This window comes from Thalassiella azotivora (assembly GCF_054781695.1).
On the sequence record NZ_BAAGTX010000012.1, the window covers coordinates 145,880 to 164,049 of the forward strand.

At 74.7% G+C, this 18,170-nt stretch carries 15 protein-coding genes; 7 read left to right on the forward strand and 8 right to left on the reverse strand.

The window, feature by feature from the left end; all coding sequences use genetic code 11:
• Positions 1 to 273: 273 nt before the first annotated feature.
• Both ACYVQV_RS10145 and ACYVQV_RS10150 read left to right on the forward strand, forming a co-directional pair.
• Positions 274 to 972 (forward strand): succinate dehydrogenase iron-sulfur subunit, encoded by a 699-nt coding sequence (locus tag ACYVQV_RS10145; protein WP_461023189.1) that lies wholly within the window; start codon positions 274 to 276, stop codon positions 970 to 972.
• 124 nt (positions 973 to 1,096) lie between these two features.
• Positions 1,097 to 2,380, forward strand: a complete 1,284-nt coding sequence (locus ACYVQV_RS10150; RefSeq protein WP_461023158.1) for a D-alanyl-D-alanine carboxypeptidase family protein — start codon at positions 1,097 to 1,099, stop codon at positions 2,378 to 2,380.
• On the opposite strand, the gene ACYVQV_RS10155 is transcribed toward ACYVQV_RS10150, so the two are convergent.
• Genes ACYVQV_RS10155 through ACYVQV_RS10185 form a run of 7 tightly spaced genes read right to left on the reverse strand, consistent with a single transcriptional unit; the run spans position 2,352 to position 10,576 of the window.
• The gene (locus ACYVQV_RS10155) at positions 2,352 to 3,428 is read right to left on the reverse strand and encodes a YihY/virulence factor BrkB family protein (protein WP_461023159.1); all 1,077 of its coding nucleotides are present in this window, start codon (positions 3,426 to 3,428) and stop codon (positions 2,352 to 2,354) included. The genes ACYVQV_RS10150 and ACYVQV_RS10155 overlap by 29 nt on opposite strands.
• Positions 3,425 to 3,988 carry a 2'-5' RNA ligase family protein gene (locus ACYVQV_RS10160; RefSeq protein WP_461023160.1) on the reverse strand — a complete coding sequence of 188 codons (564 nt, stop codon included), beginning with the start codon at positions 3,986 to 3,988 and terminating at the stop codon, positions 3,425 to 3,427. Before ACYVQV_RS10160 ends, ACYVQV_RS10155 begins: the two co-directional genes overlap by 4 nt.
• Positions 3,988 to 5,049 (reverse strand): tryptophan--tRNA ligase, encoded by a 1,062-nt coding sequence (trpS, locus tag ACYVQV_RS10165; protein ID WP_461023161.1) that lies wholly within the window; start codon positions 5,047 to 5,049, stop codon positions 3,988 to 3,990. The genes ACYVQV_RS10160 and trpS overlap by 1 nt, the downstream gene beginning before the upstream one ends.
• A gap of 13 nt (positions 5,050 to 5,062) precedes the next feature.
• On the reverse strand, positions 5,063 to 7,342 hold the full coding sequence (locus ACYVQV_RS10170) for an alpha-galactosidase (protein WP_461023162.1): 2,280 nt from the start codon (positions 7,340 to 7,342) through the stop codon (positions 5,063 to 5,065).
• Positions 7,339 to 8,256, reverse strand: coding sequence for a carbohydrate ABC transporter permease (locus ACYVQV_RS10175; protein ID WP_461023163.1), 918 nt, complete (start codon positions 8,254 to 8,256; stop codon positions 7,339 to 7,341). The genes ACYVQV_RS10170 and ACYVQV_RS10175 overlap by 4 nt, the downstream gene beginning before the upstream one ends.
• Positions 8,253 to 9,188, reverse strand: coding sequence for a carbohydrate ABC transporter permease (locus tag ACYVQV_RS10180; protein ID WP_461023164.1), 936 nt, complete (start codon positions 9,186 to 9,188; stop codon positions 8,253 to 8,255). Before ACYVQV_RS10180 ends, ACYVQV_RS10175 begins: the two co-directional genes overlap by 4 nt.
• Before the next feature lie 59 nt (positions 9,189 to 9,247).
• Positions 9,248 to 10,576 (reverse strand): ABC transporter substrate-binding protein, encoded by a 1,329-nt coding sequence (locus ACYVQV_RS10185; RefSeq protein ID WP_461023165.1) that lies wholly within the window; start codon positions 10,574 to 10,576, stop codon positions 9,248 to 9,250.
• Between the two features lie 309 nt (positions 10,577 to 10,885).
• Between ACYVQV_RS10185 and ACYVQV_RS10190 the strand changes: the two genes are divergently transcribed.
• Genes ACYVQV_RS10190 through galK form a run of 4 tightly spaced genes read left to right on the forward strand, consistent with a single transcriptional unit; the run spans position 10,886 to position 16,132 of the window.
• Positions 10,886 to 12,901 (forward strand): beta-galactosidase, encoded by a 2,016-nt coding sequence (locus ACYVQV_RS10190; RefSeq protein ID WP_461023166.1) that lies wholly within the window; start codon positions 10,886 to 10,888, stop codon positions 12,899 to 12,901.
• Positions 12,902 to 12,910: 9 nt separating this feature from the next.
• On the forward strand, positions 12,911 to 13,753 hold the full coding sequence (locus tag ACYVQV_RS10195; protein WP_461023167.1) for a DeoR/GlpR family DNA-binding transcription regulator: 843 nt from the start codon (positions 12,911 to 12,913) through the stop codon (positions 13,751 to 13,753).
• Between the two features lie 35 nt (positions 13,754 to 13,788).
• The gene (gene galT, locus ACYVQV_RS10200) at positions 13,789 to 14,898 is read left to right on the forward strand and encodes a galactose-1-phosphate uridylyltransferase (protein ID WP_461023190.1); all 1,110 of its coding nucleotides are present in this window, start codon (positions 13,789 to 13,791) and stop codon (positions 14,896 to 14,898) included.
• A 25-nt stretch (positions 14,899 to 14,923) separates the two neighbouring features.
• On the forward strand, positions 14,924 to 16,132 hold the full coding sequence (gene galK / locus ACYVQV_RS10205; RefSeq protein ID WP_461023168.1) for a galactokinase: 1,209 nt from the start codon (positions 14,924 to 14,926) through the stop codon (positions 16,130 to 16,132).
• A gap of 46 nt (positions 16,133 to 16,178) precedes the next feature.
• Here the strand turns inward: galK and ACYVQV_RS10210 are convergent, their stop codons facing one another.
• On the reverse strand, positions 16,179 to 16,805 hold the full coding sequence (locus ACYVQV_RS10210; protein WP_461023169.1) for an ArsR/SmtB family transcription factor: 627 nt from the start codon (positions 16,803 to 16,805) through the stop codon (positions 16,179 to 16,181).
• Positions 16,806 to 16,858: 53 nt separating this feature from the next.
• Between ACYVQV_RS10210 and ACYVQV_RS10215 the strand changes: the two genes are divergently transcribed.
• Positions 16,859 to 18,166, forward strand: a complete 1,308-nt coding sequence (locus tag ACYVQV_RS10215) for an MFS transporter (RefSeq protein WP_461023170.1) — start codon at positions 16,859 to 16,861, stop codon at positions 18,164 to 18,166.
• The last annotated feature ends 4 nt before the right edge of the window (positions 18,167 to 18,170 follow it).

Sequence of the window (18,170 nt, forward strand, 5' to 3'; positions counted from 1 at the left end):
AGGGACAAGGTCTTCGGCACGGGCGACCCCCAGGGCACCAGCACGCCCCAGGGCACCCCGCCCGTCGACCCCGAGACCTCCACCACGGGCGAGGACAAGCCGGCCCAGGCGTCCGACGCGGCGCAGCCGGCAGGGGCCCCGCGGGACGAGGCCGGCGGCGCCGCGGCGACGGAGCAGCCGGTCGAGCCCGACCCCGAGGACGAGAAGGCCGCCCGCGAGCAGGTCAAGCAGCAGGAGAAGGGCGAGGAGGTCGGCGCCGTCCCGAGCTTCGAGGTGACGCTGCGCGTCCGCCGGTACCAGCCCGAGCAGGACGACGCCCCGCACTGGGAGGACTACCGGGTCACGGTGCACGGCACCGACCGGGTGCTCGACGCCCTGCACAAGATCAAGTGGGAGCAGGACGGGTCGCTGACCTTCCGGCGGTCGTGCGCCCACGGGGTGTGCGGCTCCGACGCGATGCGGATCAACGGCCGCAACCGGCTGGCGTGCAAGATCCTCGTCAAGGACCTCAACCCGGACAAGCCGATCACCGTCGAGCCGATCAAGGGCCTGCCGGTCGAGAAGGACCTCGTCGTGGACATGGAGCCGTTCTTCCAGTCCTACCGCGAGATCATGCCGTTCCTCATCACCACCGGGCACGAGCCGACCCGGGAGCGGATCCAGTCGTCGGCCGACCGGGAGCGGTTCGACGACACGACCAAGTGCATCCTGTGCGCCGCGTGCACGTCGTCCTGCCCCGTGTTCTGGACCGACGGGCAGTACTTCGGCCCGGCCGCGATCGTCAACGCGCACCGCTTCATCTTCGACAGCCGCGACGAGGGCGGTGACCTGCGCCTGGAGATCCTCAACGACCGCGAGGGCGTGTGGCGCTGCCGCACCACGTTCAACTGCACCGAGGCGTGCCCGCGCGGCATCGAGGTCACCAAGGCGATCGCCGAGGTGAAGCAGGCGCTGCTGACCCGCAAGGTCTGACCTGCACGATCTGACCTGCACGATCCGACCTGCACGATCCGACCAGCACCCGGGCGGCGGGTCCGGGACGACACGACGGCCACGTCGGCCGGAGCGGCTCACGCTCCGGCTAGCGTGGCCGTCGATGCGTCCGCGACCCGTCGTCCTGCCCGCGGACCCGCGCCGTCCGCCGGTGGTCCGGCGACCACCCGCGGGTCGCGTCCGGCTGGCCATGGTGCTGGCGCTGGCGCTCTCCGTCGTCCTCGCCGCGCTCGTCGCGCCCGGGAGGGCCGTCGCCACGCCCCTGGCCGAGCCGGGTGTCCACGTCGACCCCGCCGCCTCGCCGCTCCCCCCTGTCCCCGCGGCCGCGTGGCTCGTCGCCGACGCCGACACCGGCGACGTCCTGGCCTCCTACGGCGCGCACGACCCCCTCGCCCCGGCGAGCACGCTGAAGGTCCTCACCGCGATGGCCCTGGTGCCGCGGATCGACCCGCAGGCGCGCTACACCGCCCGGTTCGAGGACGCGGCCGTCGACGGCAGCAAGGTCGGCCTGGTCGAGGGCTCCACGTACTCCGTCGACGACCTCGTGCACGGTCTGCTGCTCGGCAGCGGGAACGACACCGCGACGGCGCTGGCGGAGCTGGCCGGCGGTCAGGAGCCGGCGGTGCGGCGGATGCAGGAGGTCGCGGAGGCGGCCGGGGCGACGTCCACCGTCGTGCGCAACACGAGCGGGCTGGACCACCCGGAGCAGGTGACGACCGCCCACGACCTCGCGGTGGTCGGCCGGGCCGCCCTGGAGCAGGAGTGGCTCGTCGAGGTGATGACGACCCCCCGCTACGCCTTCCCGGGGGCAGGGGTCGCCGGCGACCCCTCCCGGCCGACGTACGAGGTGGGCAACCACAACCGGCTCCTCGGCGGCTACGAGGGCACCCTGGGTCTGAAGAACGGCTACACCGAGCTGGCCCGCGGGAGCTTCCTCGGCGCGGCCCGGCGCGACAGCCGCACGTACGTGGTCGCGGTGCTGCGCGTCGAGGGGCCGAGCTGGCGCCCGGCGCGCGACCTGCTCGACTGGGCGTTCGCCAACCCGGCGGCCGAGCCCGTGGGGCGGCTCGCCACGGGGCCCGCCCCCGGTGAGGACGGTGTCTCCGCGGAGGGCGGCGGGATCGCGGGGACCGGCGCGAGCACGCAGGCCCGCGCCGCGGCGGGCGTCGACGACGGCTCGGGGCTCCCGTGGCCGGTGCGCGCCCTGCTCACCGCGCTGGCCCTGCTCGCGGCGGCCGTGGTGCTCCTGCGGGCCCGCGTCCTGGTGCGCCGACGGCTCCGGTCGCGACGACGGTCCGCCAGCCGCTCCACAGGCCCTCGCAGCCGCACCGCACCACCGGCAGGACGCCGCGAGCCGGTCAGTCCGAGGAGCGCAGACCGTCCCTGACGGTCCGGGCCGCGCCGGCCACGGCACGCGCACCGGTCAGCGCGATCGCGCCGAGGACCGCGCCGGCGGCCAGAGTGGTGCGGTCCGCCGACCGCTGGCCGAACGAGGGCGTCAGCGGCGCGCGCGGGCCCGCGGCGGTGGCACGCGGGGCGGCCGGCTCCCCGACCGCGGACGCCGGCAGCGGCTCCGGCTCGGGACGGCGGTGCGTGGCGGCCCAGGCCGCGGCCAGCAGGACCACGCGCGACATGATGTTCATCCACAGCAGCAGGCCGGCCAGCACCGCGCTACCCGCCAGCAGCGGGTTCGAGCCGCCGGTGGCGCCGAGGAGCAGGCCACCGAAGAGCTTGAGCACCCCGATGCCCACGGCGCCGACGAGCGCACCGCTGCGCAGCGCGTCGATCGGCACCCGGACCCCGGCGAGCCACCGGAACAGCACGAGCAGGATGCCCGTGTCCACCGCCAGCACGACGAGCACGCCGAGCGCCCGCAGGAGGAACGCCCCGACGGGCGAGTCCTCCACCCCCACGAGGCCCAGCAGCCACTCGGCCGCCGTCGACACCACCAGCCCGAGGACCGCGGAGGCGAGCACCGCCAACCCCAGCGTGGCCAGGACCGCGGCGTCGCGCGCCATCTGCCGGACGACGAACGCGTCCTCCGTCGGCAGCACGAAGACGGACCGGATCCCCTGCCGGATGGCCCCGACCCACCGCACGCCGCTGACGAGCGCGAGGACGAACGCGACGACCCCGGTCCAGCTCAGCACGTCGGCCGCGAACAGGTCCTCCGGCGCGACGAGGCCGCCGTCCGGTGGCAGGTCCAGCAGACCGGGCAGCTGCTCGTCGACGGCGGCCAGGACCCGGTCTCGCAGCTCGCTGTCGCGCCCGAGCACCGTGCCCAGCACGGTGAACCCGACGACGAGGCTCGCCCCGACGGAGAACAGGGCGGTGAACGCGATGCCACCGGCCAGCAGGTTGCCCCGGCGCTGGCCGTAGTGCTGCCAGGTGCGCACGGGGCGCGATGCCGTCACGCGTCCCAGCAGCGCCCTCACCGCGGCGTCCTGCGGCGCTCCGGCTGGAAGCAGAACCGCTCCTGCGGCCGCCACACGCCGTCCGCGCCGTGCTCGAACAGGTCGAAGCCCGGGACGTGGAAGGTCACCTCGTAGTCCGCCAGGGCGGCGAAGGCGCGGTCGAGCGCCTCGTCGGAGAGGTGGTGGGCGACGGTGACGTGCGGGTGGTAGTAGAAGCTCAGCTCGCGCTCCAGCACCCCGGAGCGCACCCCCCGCTCGACCTGCTCGCACTCGGCGAGCCCCTCGGCCACCTGGACGAAGACGACGGGCGAGACGGGGCGGAACGTCCCCGTGCCCCGCAGGCGCATGTCGAACGCGCGCTCGCGGCCGGCCACCTGCGACAGGTGGTCGCGGACGGCCGGCAGGGCGTCCCGGGCCACGACGGTCGGCGGCAGCAGCGTGACGTGGGCGGGGATGGCGTCCGCGAGGGGGTCACCGAAGGAGTCGCGCCAGCGCGTCAGCTCCGTGGCGTAGGGCTCGGGCACGGCGATGGCCACGCCGATGACGACCTCGTCGTCACCGGGCTGCGCGGCGGCGTCCATCACCGCGCCCCGGGCAGGAACCCGACGCGGTCGTAGACCCGGGCGAGGGTGTCACGGGCGATCGTCCCGGCGCGCTCGGCGCCGTCGGCGAGGACGGCGTCCAGCTCGGCCGGGTCCTCCAGGTAGGTGGTGGCGCGCTCCCGGATGGGGGACAGCGCGTCGACGACCACCTCGGCGAGGTCCTTCTTGAGGTCGCCGTACCCGCGGCCGTCGTAGGCGTCCTGCAGGTCCTCGATGGTGCGGTCGGTCAGTGCCGAGTAGATCGTCAGCAGGTTGGACACCCCGGGCTTGCCCTCCGGGTCGTACACGACCTCGCGGCCCGTGTCGGTGACCGCCGACCGGATGCGCTTGGCGACGGCCTTCGGGTCGTCGAGCAGCTCGATGATGCCGTTCGGCGCGGACGCCGACTTGCTCATCTTCGCGGTCGGCTCCTGCAGGTCGGTGATCTTCGCCGTCTCCTTGACGATCCGCGGCTCCGGGACGACGAAGGTGCGGCCGTAGCGGGAGTTGAACCGCTGCGCGAGGTTGCGGGTGAGCTCGAGGTGCTGGCGCTGGTCCTCGCCGACGGGGACCCGGTCGGCGTCGTAGAGGAGGACGTCGGCGGCCATCAGCACGGGGTAGGTGAACAGGCCCACCGTGGTGCGGTCCGTCCCCTGCTTGGAGGCCTTGTCCTTGAACTGGGTCATCCGGCCCGCCTCGCCGAAGCCGGTCAGGCAGCCGAGCACCCAGGCGAGCTGGCTGTGCTCGGCGACGTGGCTCTGCACGAACAGCGTCGAGCGCCGGGGGTCCACCCCGGCGGCCAGGTACTGGGCCGCGGTGCGGCGGGTCCGCTCGCGCAGCCGGGCCGGGTCCTGGTCGACGGTGATCGCGTGCAGGTCGACGACGCAGTAGATCGCCTCGTGGTCGTCCTGCATCGCCACCCACTGGCGCAGCGCCCCCAGGTAGTTGCCCAGGTGCAGCGAGTCGCTGGTGGGCTGCATCCCGGAGAACAGCCGCGGGCGCCGACCGGCGCCCTCGACCGTCCCGGGCGAGGACGAGGTCTCGTCGGTCGCGTCCGGCATGGGCGGCATTGTGTCAGGCCCGCTCCGCGACGAGGTGCAGGACCACCGCCTGCGCCGGGCCCAGCACCGGCATCGCCAGACCCGCGTGCACCAGCACCGAACCGGAGACCAGCAGGCCGCCGGCGCAGGCCGCGTCCCACCAGCCCGGCGGCCGGGTCTGGACCGCGCGGGCGACGCCCACCTCGGTGCGCACGCGCACGCGGTACCGGAGCCCGGGGTCCAGCCAGGGCAGCCGCCGGGCACCGGGGACGGCGTCGCGACCGGTGGTCAGCCGCACCCACGCCAGCGCCGCCTCGGAGCGGTCGGGGGCGACGACGCCGTGCAGCACCTCCGGGTCGTCGTCCCGGCCGTCGGCGGCGGGCGGGCCGTGCGGCGGGTCGGCCCGCACGACCCGGCCGGTGTGCAGCAGCGAGCGCAGCTCGCGGTGCAGGCGCACCCACGCCGCGACGGCGTCCAGCTCCTCGCCCGTGCAGGCGGTGAGGTCCCACTCGAGGCCGGCGTGGCCGAACAGGGCCGTGACCAGCCGGACGCCGAGGTCGGTGGTGCGGCCCGTGGTGTGCGCGGTCGCCGGCCCGACGTGGGTGCCCACCAGCTCCGGGGGCAGGAGCAGCTGCGTCCACCGCTGGACGAGCTGGCGCTCGACGGGGTCGTTGCAGTCCGACGCCCAGACCCGGTCGGTGCGCTCGATCACCCCCAGGTCGACCCTGGCCCCGCCGCTCGCGCAGCTCTCGACCTCCAGGTGCGGGTGGCGCCGGCGCAGCTCGTCGAGCAGGGCGTACGCGGCCAGGGTCTGGGCGCGCACCCCCGGCGCGGGACCGTCCGGGCCGGGCACGACCGCCTCGTGCAGGTCGCGGTTGTGGTCCCACTTGAGGTAGTCCAGCCGGTACTCGGTGACGAGCGCGTCGAGCCGGTCCAGCACCTCCTGCCACGCGGAGCGGTCGGTCAGGTCCAGCACGTGCTGGTGGCGCCACGACCGCGGCGGCCGCCCCCGGCGCCCGAGGACCCGCTCGGGGTGGCTGCGGACCTGCTCGGAGTCGAGGTTCACCATCTCCGGCTCCACCCAGAGCCCGACCTGCAGGCCGAGGGACCTGACGTGGTCGACCAGCGGGTGCAGCCCGTCGGGCCACACGCCCGGGTCGACCTGCCAGTCCCCCAGCCCCCGCCGGTCGTCGCGCCGGCCGAGGAACCAGCCGTCGTCGAGGACGAAGCGCTCGACCCCGACCGCCGCGGCGGTGTCGGCCAGGGCGCGCAGGCGGTCCAGGTCGTGGTCGAAGTAGACCGCCTCCCACGTGTTGAGCACGACCGGGCGCGGCGACCTCGGGTGGCCGGGCCGGGCCCGCAGCCGGCGGTGGAGCCGGTCCGAGAGCCCGTCCAGCCCCTCCCCCGACCAGGCCAGGACGACGTCCGGGGCGCGGTAGGAGCCGCCCGCGGGCAGCCGCACCTCGCCGGGACGCAGGAGCTCCCCGGCACCGAGGACGGCGGCGTGCCGGCCGGCTCCCTCGGGCAGCCGCTCGACGAGGTGCTCGTGGTCACCGCTCCACGCCAGGTGCGCCGCCCACACCTCGCCGGCGCCGAACCCGAACCCGGGGGTGCCGGCGCACAGCAGGAGGGGCGCGTCGTGCCCGGTGCGCCCACGACGACCGGTCCGCCGGTGCGCGCCGTGCAGCAGCGGACGGCGCTGCGGGGCGCGCTCGCGCGTCCACCGTCCCGTCAGGTCGAGGACGTCGGTCGCCTGCCCCGGCAGCGGCAGCAGGGTCCGGACGGCGAGGACGTCGAGCGGCGCCCGGCCCGTCGTGGCCGTCGGGTCGGGCGCGTCCCGCGCGTCGGCGAGGTCGGTCAGGGTGGTGGAGACGACGACGACCCCGTGGGCGTCGAGCGCGAGGACCACCTCGACGCGCGCACCCAGGGCGGCGTCCTCGGCGCGCGCGGTGACCGTGCCTCCCCCGGTGGCGTCGCGCACGACGACGGGCTGCTCCACCGTCACCCAGCGCGGCGGGGCGCCGCAGCCGGCCCGGTGCACCTCGACGCCCGGTGTCCCGGACCAGCCGTCCGCCTCCGAGGGGAGGAGCGTGAGCGTCCACGGCTCGTCCAGCGCGCTGTGCGGGACCGGTGGGGCGCCTGCGGCGAGCAGGCCCAGCGGGCCGTCCGGACCGTCGTCCGCACCGTCCGGGAGGTCGGCGCCCCAGTGCAGGACGCGCGGCAGGTCGGGGCCGGCGACGTCCAGGACGAGCGCCGTCCCGGCGGCGCGCAGGGTCACCACGCGCGGCTGCTCGGAGGCCGGCGGCGGGCTCATCCCTTGGTCGACCCCAGCGTCAGCCCGGCGACGAAGTGCCGCTGGAGGAGGAAGAACACGAGCAGCACGGGCAGCGCCACGAGGACGGACCCCGCCGACAGCAGGTTGTAGTCGACGAAGAACTGGCCGCGCAGGTTGTTCAGGGAGCTGGTGATGGGGAACTTGTCCCCCCGCTGCAGCAGCACCGTCGCCCAGAAGAACTCGTTGTAGATCCACGTGGTCTGCAGCACGGCGAGCGCCGCGAGGGCGGGCCGGCACAGCGGCAGCGTGAGCTGCCAGAACTGGCGCCAGACGCTGGCGCCGTCGAGCATGCCGGACTCGTAGATCTCGTGCGGCAGCGTCTTCATGTAGTTGCTGAGGACGAAGGTGCAGAACCCGAGCTGGAAGGCGACGTTGACGAGGACGAGGCCCCAGTGGCTGCCGAGGAGCGTCCCGGTGTCGCTGAACCACTCCGGCACCTCGATCAGCCGGTAGGCGCGGAACACCGGCACCAGCAGCGCCTGCGGCGGCAGCAGGTTGGCGGCGAGGAAGACGCCCAGCATGAGCAGGTTGAACCGGTAGCTGAACCGGGCCAGGACGAAGGCCGCGCAGCTCGACAGCGCCAGCACGAGCAGGACGGCGGGCACGGTGATGACCAGCGAGTTGACGAAGCTGCGGCCGAAGTCGCCCCGCTCCCAGGCGGTGACGTAGTTGTCGAGCGTCCACCCGCCGAGGGACAGGTAGCCGTTCTGCGAGGTGTACGCGTAGTCGCGGAAGGAGTTGAGCACCGCCCACGCGACGGGGAACAGCCAGCCGACGGCGACCACGAGCAGGAAGACGTGCAGGACGACGCGCGCGGGCCGGGTGCCCCGACGGCGGCGGTCCGGCGCGGCCGGCGCGTCGCCGCGAGTGGCGGGGGGTGCGGTGGCGCTCATCGCCGGTCCTCCGTGAAGACGACCCGCAGGTACACGGTGATGAACACGGAGGAGATGAGCAGCATGATGACCGCCATCGCCGACCCGAACCCGATCCTGCTGGCCTCGCCGACGACGTTCTGGGTGAGCAGCGCGGCGATGAGCTCGAGGCCGTTGGTCCCGCGGTTGATGACCCACACGATGTCGAACGCGCGCAGCGACTCGATGACGACGATGACGAGCACGATGACGTTGATCGGGCGCATCACGGGGAACACGACGCGGAAGAACGTCTGCACCTGGGAGGCCCCGTCCATCTGGGCCGCCTCGCGCAGCGCGTTGTCCACGCCCTTGAGCCCGGCCAGGTACAGCAGCATGACGTAGCCGGTGTGCCGCCAGCCGAAGGCCACGAGGACCGCCCAGAGGTTGACGTCCGGGTCGCCGTACCAGTCGACCTGGGTGCCGAGGACGCCGTTGAGCAGGCCCTGGTCGCGCGAGTAGATCAGCTGCCAGATGAAGCCGATCAGGGCCAGCGACAGGACCACCGGCAGGTAGAGGGCCGTCTGGTAGAAGCGGCTGCCACGGATCTCCTTGTCCAGCAGCACGGCGAAGAAGATGCCGAGCGGGGTGAAGACGAGGAAGGTGGCCAGCAGCCAGACGAGGTTGTTCTGCAGCGCCGGCCAGAAGGGCGGGTAGTTCGTGGCGAGGTTGCGGTAGTTCTCCAGGCCGATCCACTCGATGTCCTCGACACCACCGAAGCCGGCCCACCGGGCGAACGACAGGGCGACCGACGCCAGGGCGGGCAGCCACACGAGCAGGACGACGAACAGGGTGGGCACCGCGACGAAGAGCGCCACGGTGAGCCGGTCGCGGCCGTTCAGCCGGCGGTCGCGGCGCGGCGGCGGTGGTGTGCGGGCGGTCTGCGGCGCGACGGGCTCGGCAGTCGTCGACACGGGTCCTCCAGGGGTCGGCGGCGCCCGGCCCCCGCGCTCGCGGGGACCGGGCCCCGGCGTCAGTCGACGAAGATCGTCTTCTTCTGGCTCTCGATGTCGGCGACCAGCGAGTCGACGTCGTCGGGGTTGCCGATGAACCGCTGCAGCGCGGGGATGATCACGGTGGAGGCGAAGTCCGGCCGGGTGTCGCGGTCGAGGAACTGGGCGATGTTCTCGGCCTGGCTGACGAGCTCGACGGACTTCTTCTGCAGCTCGGAGTACTGGCTCGTGTCGGCCTGGGAGTTCGCGGCGATGAACGGCAGGCCGGTGCTCGCGGCGGCGTCGGCGGCCTCCGGGGAGGCGAGGAACGCCAGCCACTCCTTGGCGCCCTCCTCGTTGTCCGGGTCGGCGGACATGCAGAAGCCGTCGATGGGGGCGTCGATCGCGCCCGCGCCGATGGACGGGTCGATCTCGGGGAAGGTGAAGAAGTCCAGGTCGTCCTCGTCGTCGGGGAACTGCTCGTTGAGGAACGTCCCGAGGATGTACAGGCCCGCCTCGCGGCGCTGCAGGGTCTGGGCGGCCTCCTGCCAGGTGCGCCCGAGCGCGTCGGGCTGGTGGAAGGGCAGCAGCTCGCGCCACTGGTCGAACACGGCCTTGACCTCGGGACCGTCCCACGTCTCGTCCCCGGCCATCAGGGAGATGTGGAAGTCGAAGCCGTTGATGCGCATGTTGAGCATGTCGAAGGTGCCCATCGCGGGCCAGCCGTCGCTGTCGCCGAACGCGATCGGGACCAGCCCGTCGGCCTGCATGCCCTGGCACAGGCTGATGAGCTCGTCGTAGGTGGTCGGGACGGCGTACCCGGCCTCGGCGAACATCGACTTCCGGTAGAAGACGGCCCACGGGTAGTACGACTGCGGGACGAAGTACTGGGCGCCGTCGTTGCCGGTGGACGCCTCCTTGAAGGAGTCGGCGATCCCCTCGATGGGCCACACGTCGCTGACGTCCCCGATGAGGCCCTGCTCGGCGAAGAAGCGCATCCGGTAGCCGGCGAACCAGGAGAAGACGTCGTCGGCGTTGCCCTGCAGGTAGGTGTTGATGTTCTCCTGGAACGTGTTGTGGTCGACGGCGTTGATGTCGATCGTCGTCCCGGACGCCTCGGAGAAGGCCTGGGCCATCGCCTCGCGCTGCTCCGCGAACGTGTTGCCGGTCTCGTTGGACCCGAAGGTGACCGACCCGGTGGCGTCACCGCCGGAGTCGGACCCGCAGGCGGCCAGTCCGCCGGTGAGGCCGAGCAGGGCCCCGGAGCCCAGCACGCCCTTGAGCAGGCTGCGGCGCCCGATCGCGGTGGCACGCACGGACGGTGGGACGAGCCGGGCCAGGTACTCGGCCTCGGACTGGGGACGGGACATGACGCCTCCTGAGACGGGTGCCGACGGTCGAACACGTTCCAACACGTTCGCCCACGATCACTCGTCAGCCTGTGTGGTCGAGGTCACCCCTGTCAAGACGTCCGGCGGACACGTTCCGGCAACGTGCACGACCCGCGATCCTTACCTGGACACGGCTACTCGGCCGAGCGCGTCCTCGACCGCGGGCGCCGTCGATGCACCGCACCCACCACCAGCACCGACCGCCAGCGTGGCGCAACGGACACACCCGAACACACTTCGTGATGGAACACGTTGACTTCACCACGCGGGCCGGGGCAGGCTGCTGGCATGCGCAGCTGGCCGTCGGACCGCGTCGTCCTCGGGGGCGACTACAACCCCGAGCAGTGGCCACCCGAGGTCTGGGAGGAGGACGTCGCGCTGATGCGCGAGGCGGGGGTCTCCTTCGTCACCCTGGGTGTCTTCTCGTGGGCGACGCTGCAGCCCGAGCCCGACCGGTGGGAGCTCGACTGGCTCGACCGGGTCATGGACCTGCTCGACGGCGCGGGCGTCGCCGTCGACCTCGCCACCGCCACCGCCTCCCCGCCCCCCTGGTTCTCCCGGGCCCACCCCGACACGCTGCCCGTCGACCGCGAGGGCCGGACGCTGTGGCCCGGGGGCCGGCAGGCCTGGTGCCCGAGCTCGACCGTGTTCACCGAGCACGCCACCGCCGTCACGGCGACGCTGGCCCGTCGGTACCACGACCACCCCGCGCTGGCCATGTGGCACGTCTCGAACGAGTACGGCTGCCACAACGCGCCCTGCTACTGCGACCGCTGCGCGGCGACCTTCCGGGTCTGGCTGGCGGAGCGCTACGGCGACGTCGACGCCCTCAACGACGCCTGGGGGACGGCGTTCTGGAGCCAGCGCTACTCCACGCTCGAGGAGGTGCTCCCCCCCAGGCTGGCGCCCACGCACCCCAACCCGACCCAGGTCCTGGACTACCGACGGTTCACGTCCGACGCCCTGCTGCGCCAGTACCTCGCCGAGCTCGACGTGCTCCGTCGGCTGTCGCCCGGCGTCCCCGTCACCACGAACTTCATGACGCTGGACTCCTTCCGGCACCTGGACTACCCCGCGTGGACCCCGCACGTCGACGTCGTCAGCACCGACCACTACCTCACCGGAGCCCTGGACGACCCCGAGGCCGAGCTGGCGTTCGCCGCCGACCTCACCCGCGGGCTGGCGGGCGGCGACCCGTGGCTGCTCATGGAGCACTCGACCAGCGCGGTGAACTGGCAGCCCGTCAACCTGGCCAAGCGACCGGGGCAGATGCTGCGCAACAGCCTCGTGCACGTGGCCCGGGGTGCCGACACCCTGGGGTTCTTCCAGTGGCGGGCCTCGCGCGCCGGTGCGGAGAAGTTCCACTCCGGCCTCGTGCCGCACGCCGGCACCGGCACGCGGCTGTGGGACGAGGTCAGCGGGCTCGGCCGGGCCTGCCGGGCGCTCGGCGAGGTCGTCGGCACCCGCGTCGAGGCCGAGGTCGCGCTGCTCTGGGACTACCAGGCCGGCTGGGCGTGCGACCAGGAGGCCCACCCCAGCTCGCGCGTGCGGTACGGCGACGTCGCGCACGACCTGCACGCGGCGCTGCGCCGCGCCCACGTCACCGTGGACGTCGTCCCGCCCGGCACGGACCTGACCGGCTACCGGCTCGTCCTCGTCCCGACGCTGTACCTGTGCAGCGACACCACCGCCGCCGCGGTGGCCGACGCCGCCGCGGCGGGTGCCCACGTCGTCGTCACCTACTTCTCCGGCATCGTCGACGAGAACGACCACGTGCGCCTCGGCGGCTACCCGGGGGCCTTCCGCGACCTCCTCGGCGTCCACGTCGAGGAGCTGCTGCCCCTTGCCGACGACGCCGTCGTCCACGTGTCGGCGGCGGACGGCGGCGACGCCCGCGGCGGCACGGGCACCCTGTGGACCGAGCACCTGCACCTGCGCGACGCCCGCGCCGTGCTGGCCTACGACGACGGCCCGGTGCCCGGCGTCCCCGCCGTGACCCACCGGACCGTCCCCGGCAGCGGCGCGGGCGCCTGGTACGTCGCCACCCGGCTCGACGCCGGCTGCCTGGACGCGCTGACGGCGCGCGTGTGCGAGGGTGCCGGGGTGGCGGCCGCCGCCGACGCGCCGACCGGCGTCGAGGTGGTCCGCCGCCGCGGGTCCGGCCGGTCGTACCTGTTCGCGGTCAACCACGGCGACGAGCCGGCGCGCGTCGAGGGGGTGCGCGGCGTCGACCTGCTGGTGGGGGGCGACGTCGACGGGCTGGACCTCGCGGCCGGTGGGGTCGCCGTCGTCCGGGAGAGCTGAGGGGGCACGGTGCTGGCACGGCAGCGGCAGGAGCTGATCCTCGAGCAGGTGCGCCGGGACGGGGGCGTGCGCGTGTCCGAGCTCGTCACCCGCCTCGGGGTGTCCGACATGACGGTCCGGCGCGACATCGAGGCGCTCGCTGCCCGCGGGCTGGTCGCCCGGGTGCACGGCGGCGCGACGGACCTGCGCTCGCACAGCGCCGACGAGCCCGGCTTCTCGGCGAAGTCGTCCCTGCAGACCCACGAGAAGCAGGCGATCGCCGTGGCCGCCGCCCGGCTCGTGGAGCCGGGCTCCTCGATCGCCCTGTCGGCCGGGACGACGACGTACGCCGTGGCCCGCCAGCTGCTCGACGTGCCGGAGCTGACCGTGGTGACGAACTCCGTCCCGGTCGCCCAGCTCATGCACGACAGCCAGCGCAAGGACCTCACGGTGGTGCTCACCGGCGGGGTGCGCACCCCGTCCGACGCCCTGGTCGGACCGGTCGCCGTCGCCGCGCTGCGCGGCCTGCACGTCGACCTGGTCTTCCTCGGCGTGCACGGCCTGGACGCCCGCGCCGGCCTGACCACCCCCAACCTCGTCGAGGGCGAGACGGACCGGGCGATGCTCGACTGCGGTCGCACGAGCGTCGTGTGCGCCGACGCCAGCAAGTGGGGCGTGGTGGCGCTGAGCACGATCGCCCCGCTGAGCGGCGTCGACGTCCTCGTCACCGACGACGGCCTGCCCGGCGACGCGCGGCAGGCCGTCGCCAGCCAGGTCGGGCGCCTCGTGCTGGCCCCCACGGGCGCCGGCCGCGCCGACGGGCTCGAGCCCGGGGACCTCCCGGCGGCCGGTGGCGCGCGGGAGGGCGCGTGAGCAGCGGGCCCGGCCGCCCGACGGTGCGGCCCCGGGTGCGCCGGACGGCCGCCCGCCTCGCCGACGGTCGCCCGATCGTCTACTTCGACGACCGCGAGCCGTGGGTCTCCGGCGCGGCGGACCGCACGGCCGCCGACCAGCGGGACCTCGGGCCGGCCGCCGGCGCCGGGACGCTGCGCTACGACGTCCTGACCGGCGAGTGGGTCGCCGTGGCGGCGCACCGGATGACCCGCACGCACCTGCCGTCGCGCGCCGAGTGCCCGCTGTGCCCGACACGCGACCCCGCCGTCCCCACCGAGGTGCCCGAGGCCGCCTACGACGTGGTGGTCTTCGAGAACCGCTTCCCCAGCTTCGCCGGTGAGGCGGAGCAGCCGCCCCCCTGCGTCGACGGCCAGCCGCTGTGGCCGTCGCGCCCCGCCCACGGCCGGTGCGAGGTGGTGTGCTTCTCCGACGACCACGGGGCGTCGCTGGCCGACCTCGGTGTGGGTCGGGTCCGGACCGTCGTCGAGGCGTGGGCGGACCGGACCCGTGAGCTGTCCGCCGTGCCGGGCGTGCGCCAGGTCTTCTGCTTCGAGAACCGCGGCGAGGAGATCGGCGTCACCCTGCACCACCCGCACGGCCAGATCTACGCCTACCCGTTCGTCCCGCCGCGCGCCGCGACGCTGCTGCGCCAGGCGCAGCGGCACCGCGAGGCGACGGGGCGCAACCTGCTGCGCGACGTCCTGGACACGGAGCGGCGGTCCGGCCGGCGGGTCGTGGCCAGCGGCGAGCACTGGACGGCGTACGTCCCCGCCGCCGCGCGCTGGCCCGTCGAGGTGCACCTGGCCCCGCACCGCGACGTGCCGGACCTCGCCGCCCTGGACGACGGCGAGCGCGACGACCTGGCCGCCACCTACCTGCGGCTGCTGACCGCGCTCGACCGCTTCTTCGACGGCGTGCAGCGGCTGCCGTACGTCGCGGGCTGGCACCAGGCGCCCGTGGGACCGCAGCGCGACCTGGGCCGCCTGCACCTCCAGCTGTTCTCCGTGCTGCGGTCCCCCGGCAGGCTCAAGTACCTGGCGGGCTCGGAGTCGGCGATGGGTGCGTGGATCAACGACACCACCCCGGAGGCGGTCGCCGACCGGTTGCGGGAGGTGGCCGGGTGAGCCGGCCGGCTGGGGAGACGGGGCGATGAGCCCCGACGTCGCGCCCGCGCCCTCGGCCGCCGAGGTCGCCGCCGGTGCCGTCGCCGCGTTCCGGATGTCCTTCGACGGCGAGCCCGACGGCGTCTGGTCCGCGCCGGGACGGGTGAACCTGGTCGGCGAGCACGTCGACTACGTCGGCGGGCTGTGCCTGCCGCTGGCCCTGCCGCACCGGACCGCGGTCGCCGTCCGCCGCCGCGACGACGACGCCGTCCGGTTGGTCAGCCGGCAGGACGACGCCGGCTGGCGGGGCCGGGTCGGCTCCGTCGGCCCGGGCACGGTCGACGGGTGGGCGGCGTACGCCGCGGGTGTGCTCTGGGCCCTGCGGGAGGACGGGCTGGACGTCCCGGGGGTCGACGTCGCCGTGGACGGCCGCGTCCCGCTGGGGGCGGGGCTGTCCAGCTCCGCCGCGCTGGAGTGCGCCGTCGCGCTCGCCGTCGCGTCGCTGGCCGGCCTGGACGACGACGAGCCGGGCCGGCGCCGCCTCGCCCGCGCGTGCGTGCGCGCGGAGAACGAGGTCGCCGGGGCGCCCACCGGCGGGATGGACCAGTCCGTCGCCCTGCTGGCCCGCGCGGGCCACGCGCTCCTCCTGGACTGCCGGGACGGCGCCACCGCCCACGTCCCGCTGCCGCTGGACGACCACGGGCTCGCGCTGCTGGTGGTCGACACCCGGGCGCCGCACCGCCTGGTCGACGGCCAGTACGCCGACCGCCGGGCCGCGTGCGAGCGCGCCGCCGCGGCGCTGGGCGTGCCGTCGTTGCGCGAGGTCGCGGACCACCCGGGCGCCGCCGCGGACGTCGAGGCGCTCCTCGAGCCTCTCCAGGACGACGTGCTGCGCCGTCGCGCCCGGCACGTCGTCACCGAGGTCGCCCGGGTCCGGCAGGTCGTCGACCGGCTGCGGGACGGTGACCTGCGCGGGGTCGGGCCGCTGCTCGACACCTCGCACGAGTCCCTGCGCGCCGACTACGAGGTGTCCAGCCCCGAGCTGGACACCGCCGTGGCCGCAGCGCGGGACGCCGGGGCGCTCGGCGCCCGGATGACCGGTGGCGGGTTCGGCGGCTCGGCGATCGCGCTGGTGGATGCGGGTTCGGTGCCGCTCGTCGCCCTGGGCGTCAGGGAGGCGTTCGCCCGCGCCGGCCACGGACCGCCCGGCCTCCTGCTGGCCCAGGCGTCGAGGGCGGCGGGTCGGGAGAGCTGAGGTCGGGGCCCACGGGAGCCGGATCCGCGGCGCTGAGCGCCCGGCGTCAGGCGCCTCGTCGTCGTCCGGGGCGCCCGCGGGCCGCCTCGGGGTGGAGCGCGACGAGGAGCGACCAGTCGCGACCGCCGGGTGCCGGTGGCCGGGCCGCCATCTCGGCCAGCAGCGCGTGCAGCCGGCGGCCCAGCTCGGCTCGGCCCTCGTCGTCCAGGCGCAGCCCCAGCCGCCAGATGTCGAGGTCCTCCTCCGGGACGTCCGCGGACTCGGCGAGGAAGGCGTCGACGATCGCCCGCGAGCCGGTGTCCTGCGTGAGGTACCAGGACTTGCCGGTGGCCCGGTAGGGCACCTCACGCGCCCCCCGGGTGCCGCGGCGCTCGTCGTCGGCGACGAGGAAGCCGGTGGCCACCAGGGTGCGCACGTGGTGCAGGACGGACGCAGGGTTGCGGTCGAGGCGCTCGGCGATCTCCTTGTTGGTCAGCGCGTCGCGCAGCGTCAGCCGCAGGATCTGCAGCCGCAGGCCGGACGCCAGCGCGCGGGCCTCGGCGTCGTCCGCGGGGCGGTGGCTCCAGGGACCGAACGGCGCGCCGGGCGGGTGGGGACCGTGCGGCGGCGGGGGCGGCGGCGGGGGCGGGCCCTCGTCGGGCTGCTCGGCGGGGTGCTGGACGGCGTCGGCCACGGTCCGAGGCTAACTGATTGACGGATCCCAATCGCTTGGGCCACCCTGGCCCGGTGACGTCCCCCGACACCGGCGTGACGCCTGCGCCCCCTGGCGGCGCCGGCGGTCGCCGGGACTCCCTCTTCCGCCACCACGACTTCCGCCAGCTCTGGTACGGCGACGCGGTCAGCCAGCTCGGCGTGCAGCTGACGATGCTCGCGCTGCCCGTCCTCGCCGTCCGGGAGCTCGCGGCGGACGAGGCGCAGATGGGCCTGCTGACGACGTTCGAGATGCTCGCGTTCCTCGTCATCGGCCTGCCCGCCGGCGCCTGGGTGGACCGCTGGCGCAAGAAGCGCGTCCTGATGGCCGGGGACGCCGTGCGCGGTGCGCTCCTGCTCACCCTGCCGGCGGCGTACGTGCTCGACGTCCTGACGATCTGGCAGCTGTACGCGGTGGCCGTCGGGGTCGGTGCGGCCACGGTGTTCTTCGACGTCGCCTACCAGTCCTACCTGCCGGACATCGTGCCCTCGGACCGGATCAGCGAGGGCAACGCCAAGCTGCAGGCCGTCCAGTCGGTGGCGCAGGTCGCCGGGCCGGCGGTCGGCGGCTCGCTGATCCGCGTCGTCGGCGCGCCGTTCACGCTCCTCGGCACGGCGGTCTGCATGATCGGTTCGATCGCCTTCGTGGGGCGGATCCGCCAGCAGGAGAGCCCACCGGACCGCAGCACGCGCCGTCCCCTGCGCACCGAGATCGGCGAGGGCCTGCGGTTCGTGCGCGACCACCCGCTGATCCGGCGGATCACCGCCTGCACCGCCCTGGCCAACCTCTTCGGGGCGACGTCCGGGGCCCTGCTCGTGCTGTTCGCGCTGCGGGACCTCGACCTCACGGCCGCGGCCCTGGGGACGGTCTTCTCCGTGGGGGCCGTCGGCGGTCTGCTCGGCGCGGTCGTGTCCGACCGGGTGCAGCGGCTGGTCGGCGAGGGCCGCGCGATCCCGCTGTCGGCGCTCGCCTGGACGCCCTTCTTCGCGCTGACCCCGGTCGCCGCGCACGCCGCCGACGTGGTGCCACCCGTCGTCCTGCTCGCCGTCGGCTCGTTCGGCGGGATGTTCTGCGTCGTCGTCTACAACGTCACCCAGGTGAGCTTCCGGCAGCGGGTCTGCCCGCGGCCGCTGCTCGGCCGGATGAACGCCTCGATCCGGTTCGTGGTGTGGGGCATCCAGCCGTTCGGCGGCCTGCTCGCCGCCGTCCTCGGCACCCGGTTCGGGATCGTCCCGACGTTGTGGGTCACCGTGGCCGGCAGCCTGGTCGCGACCCTGCCCGTCGTGCTGTCACCGCTGCTGCGGATGCGCGACCTGCCCCGCGAGCTGGACCAGCACGCGTGAACCA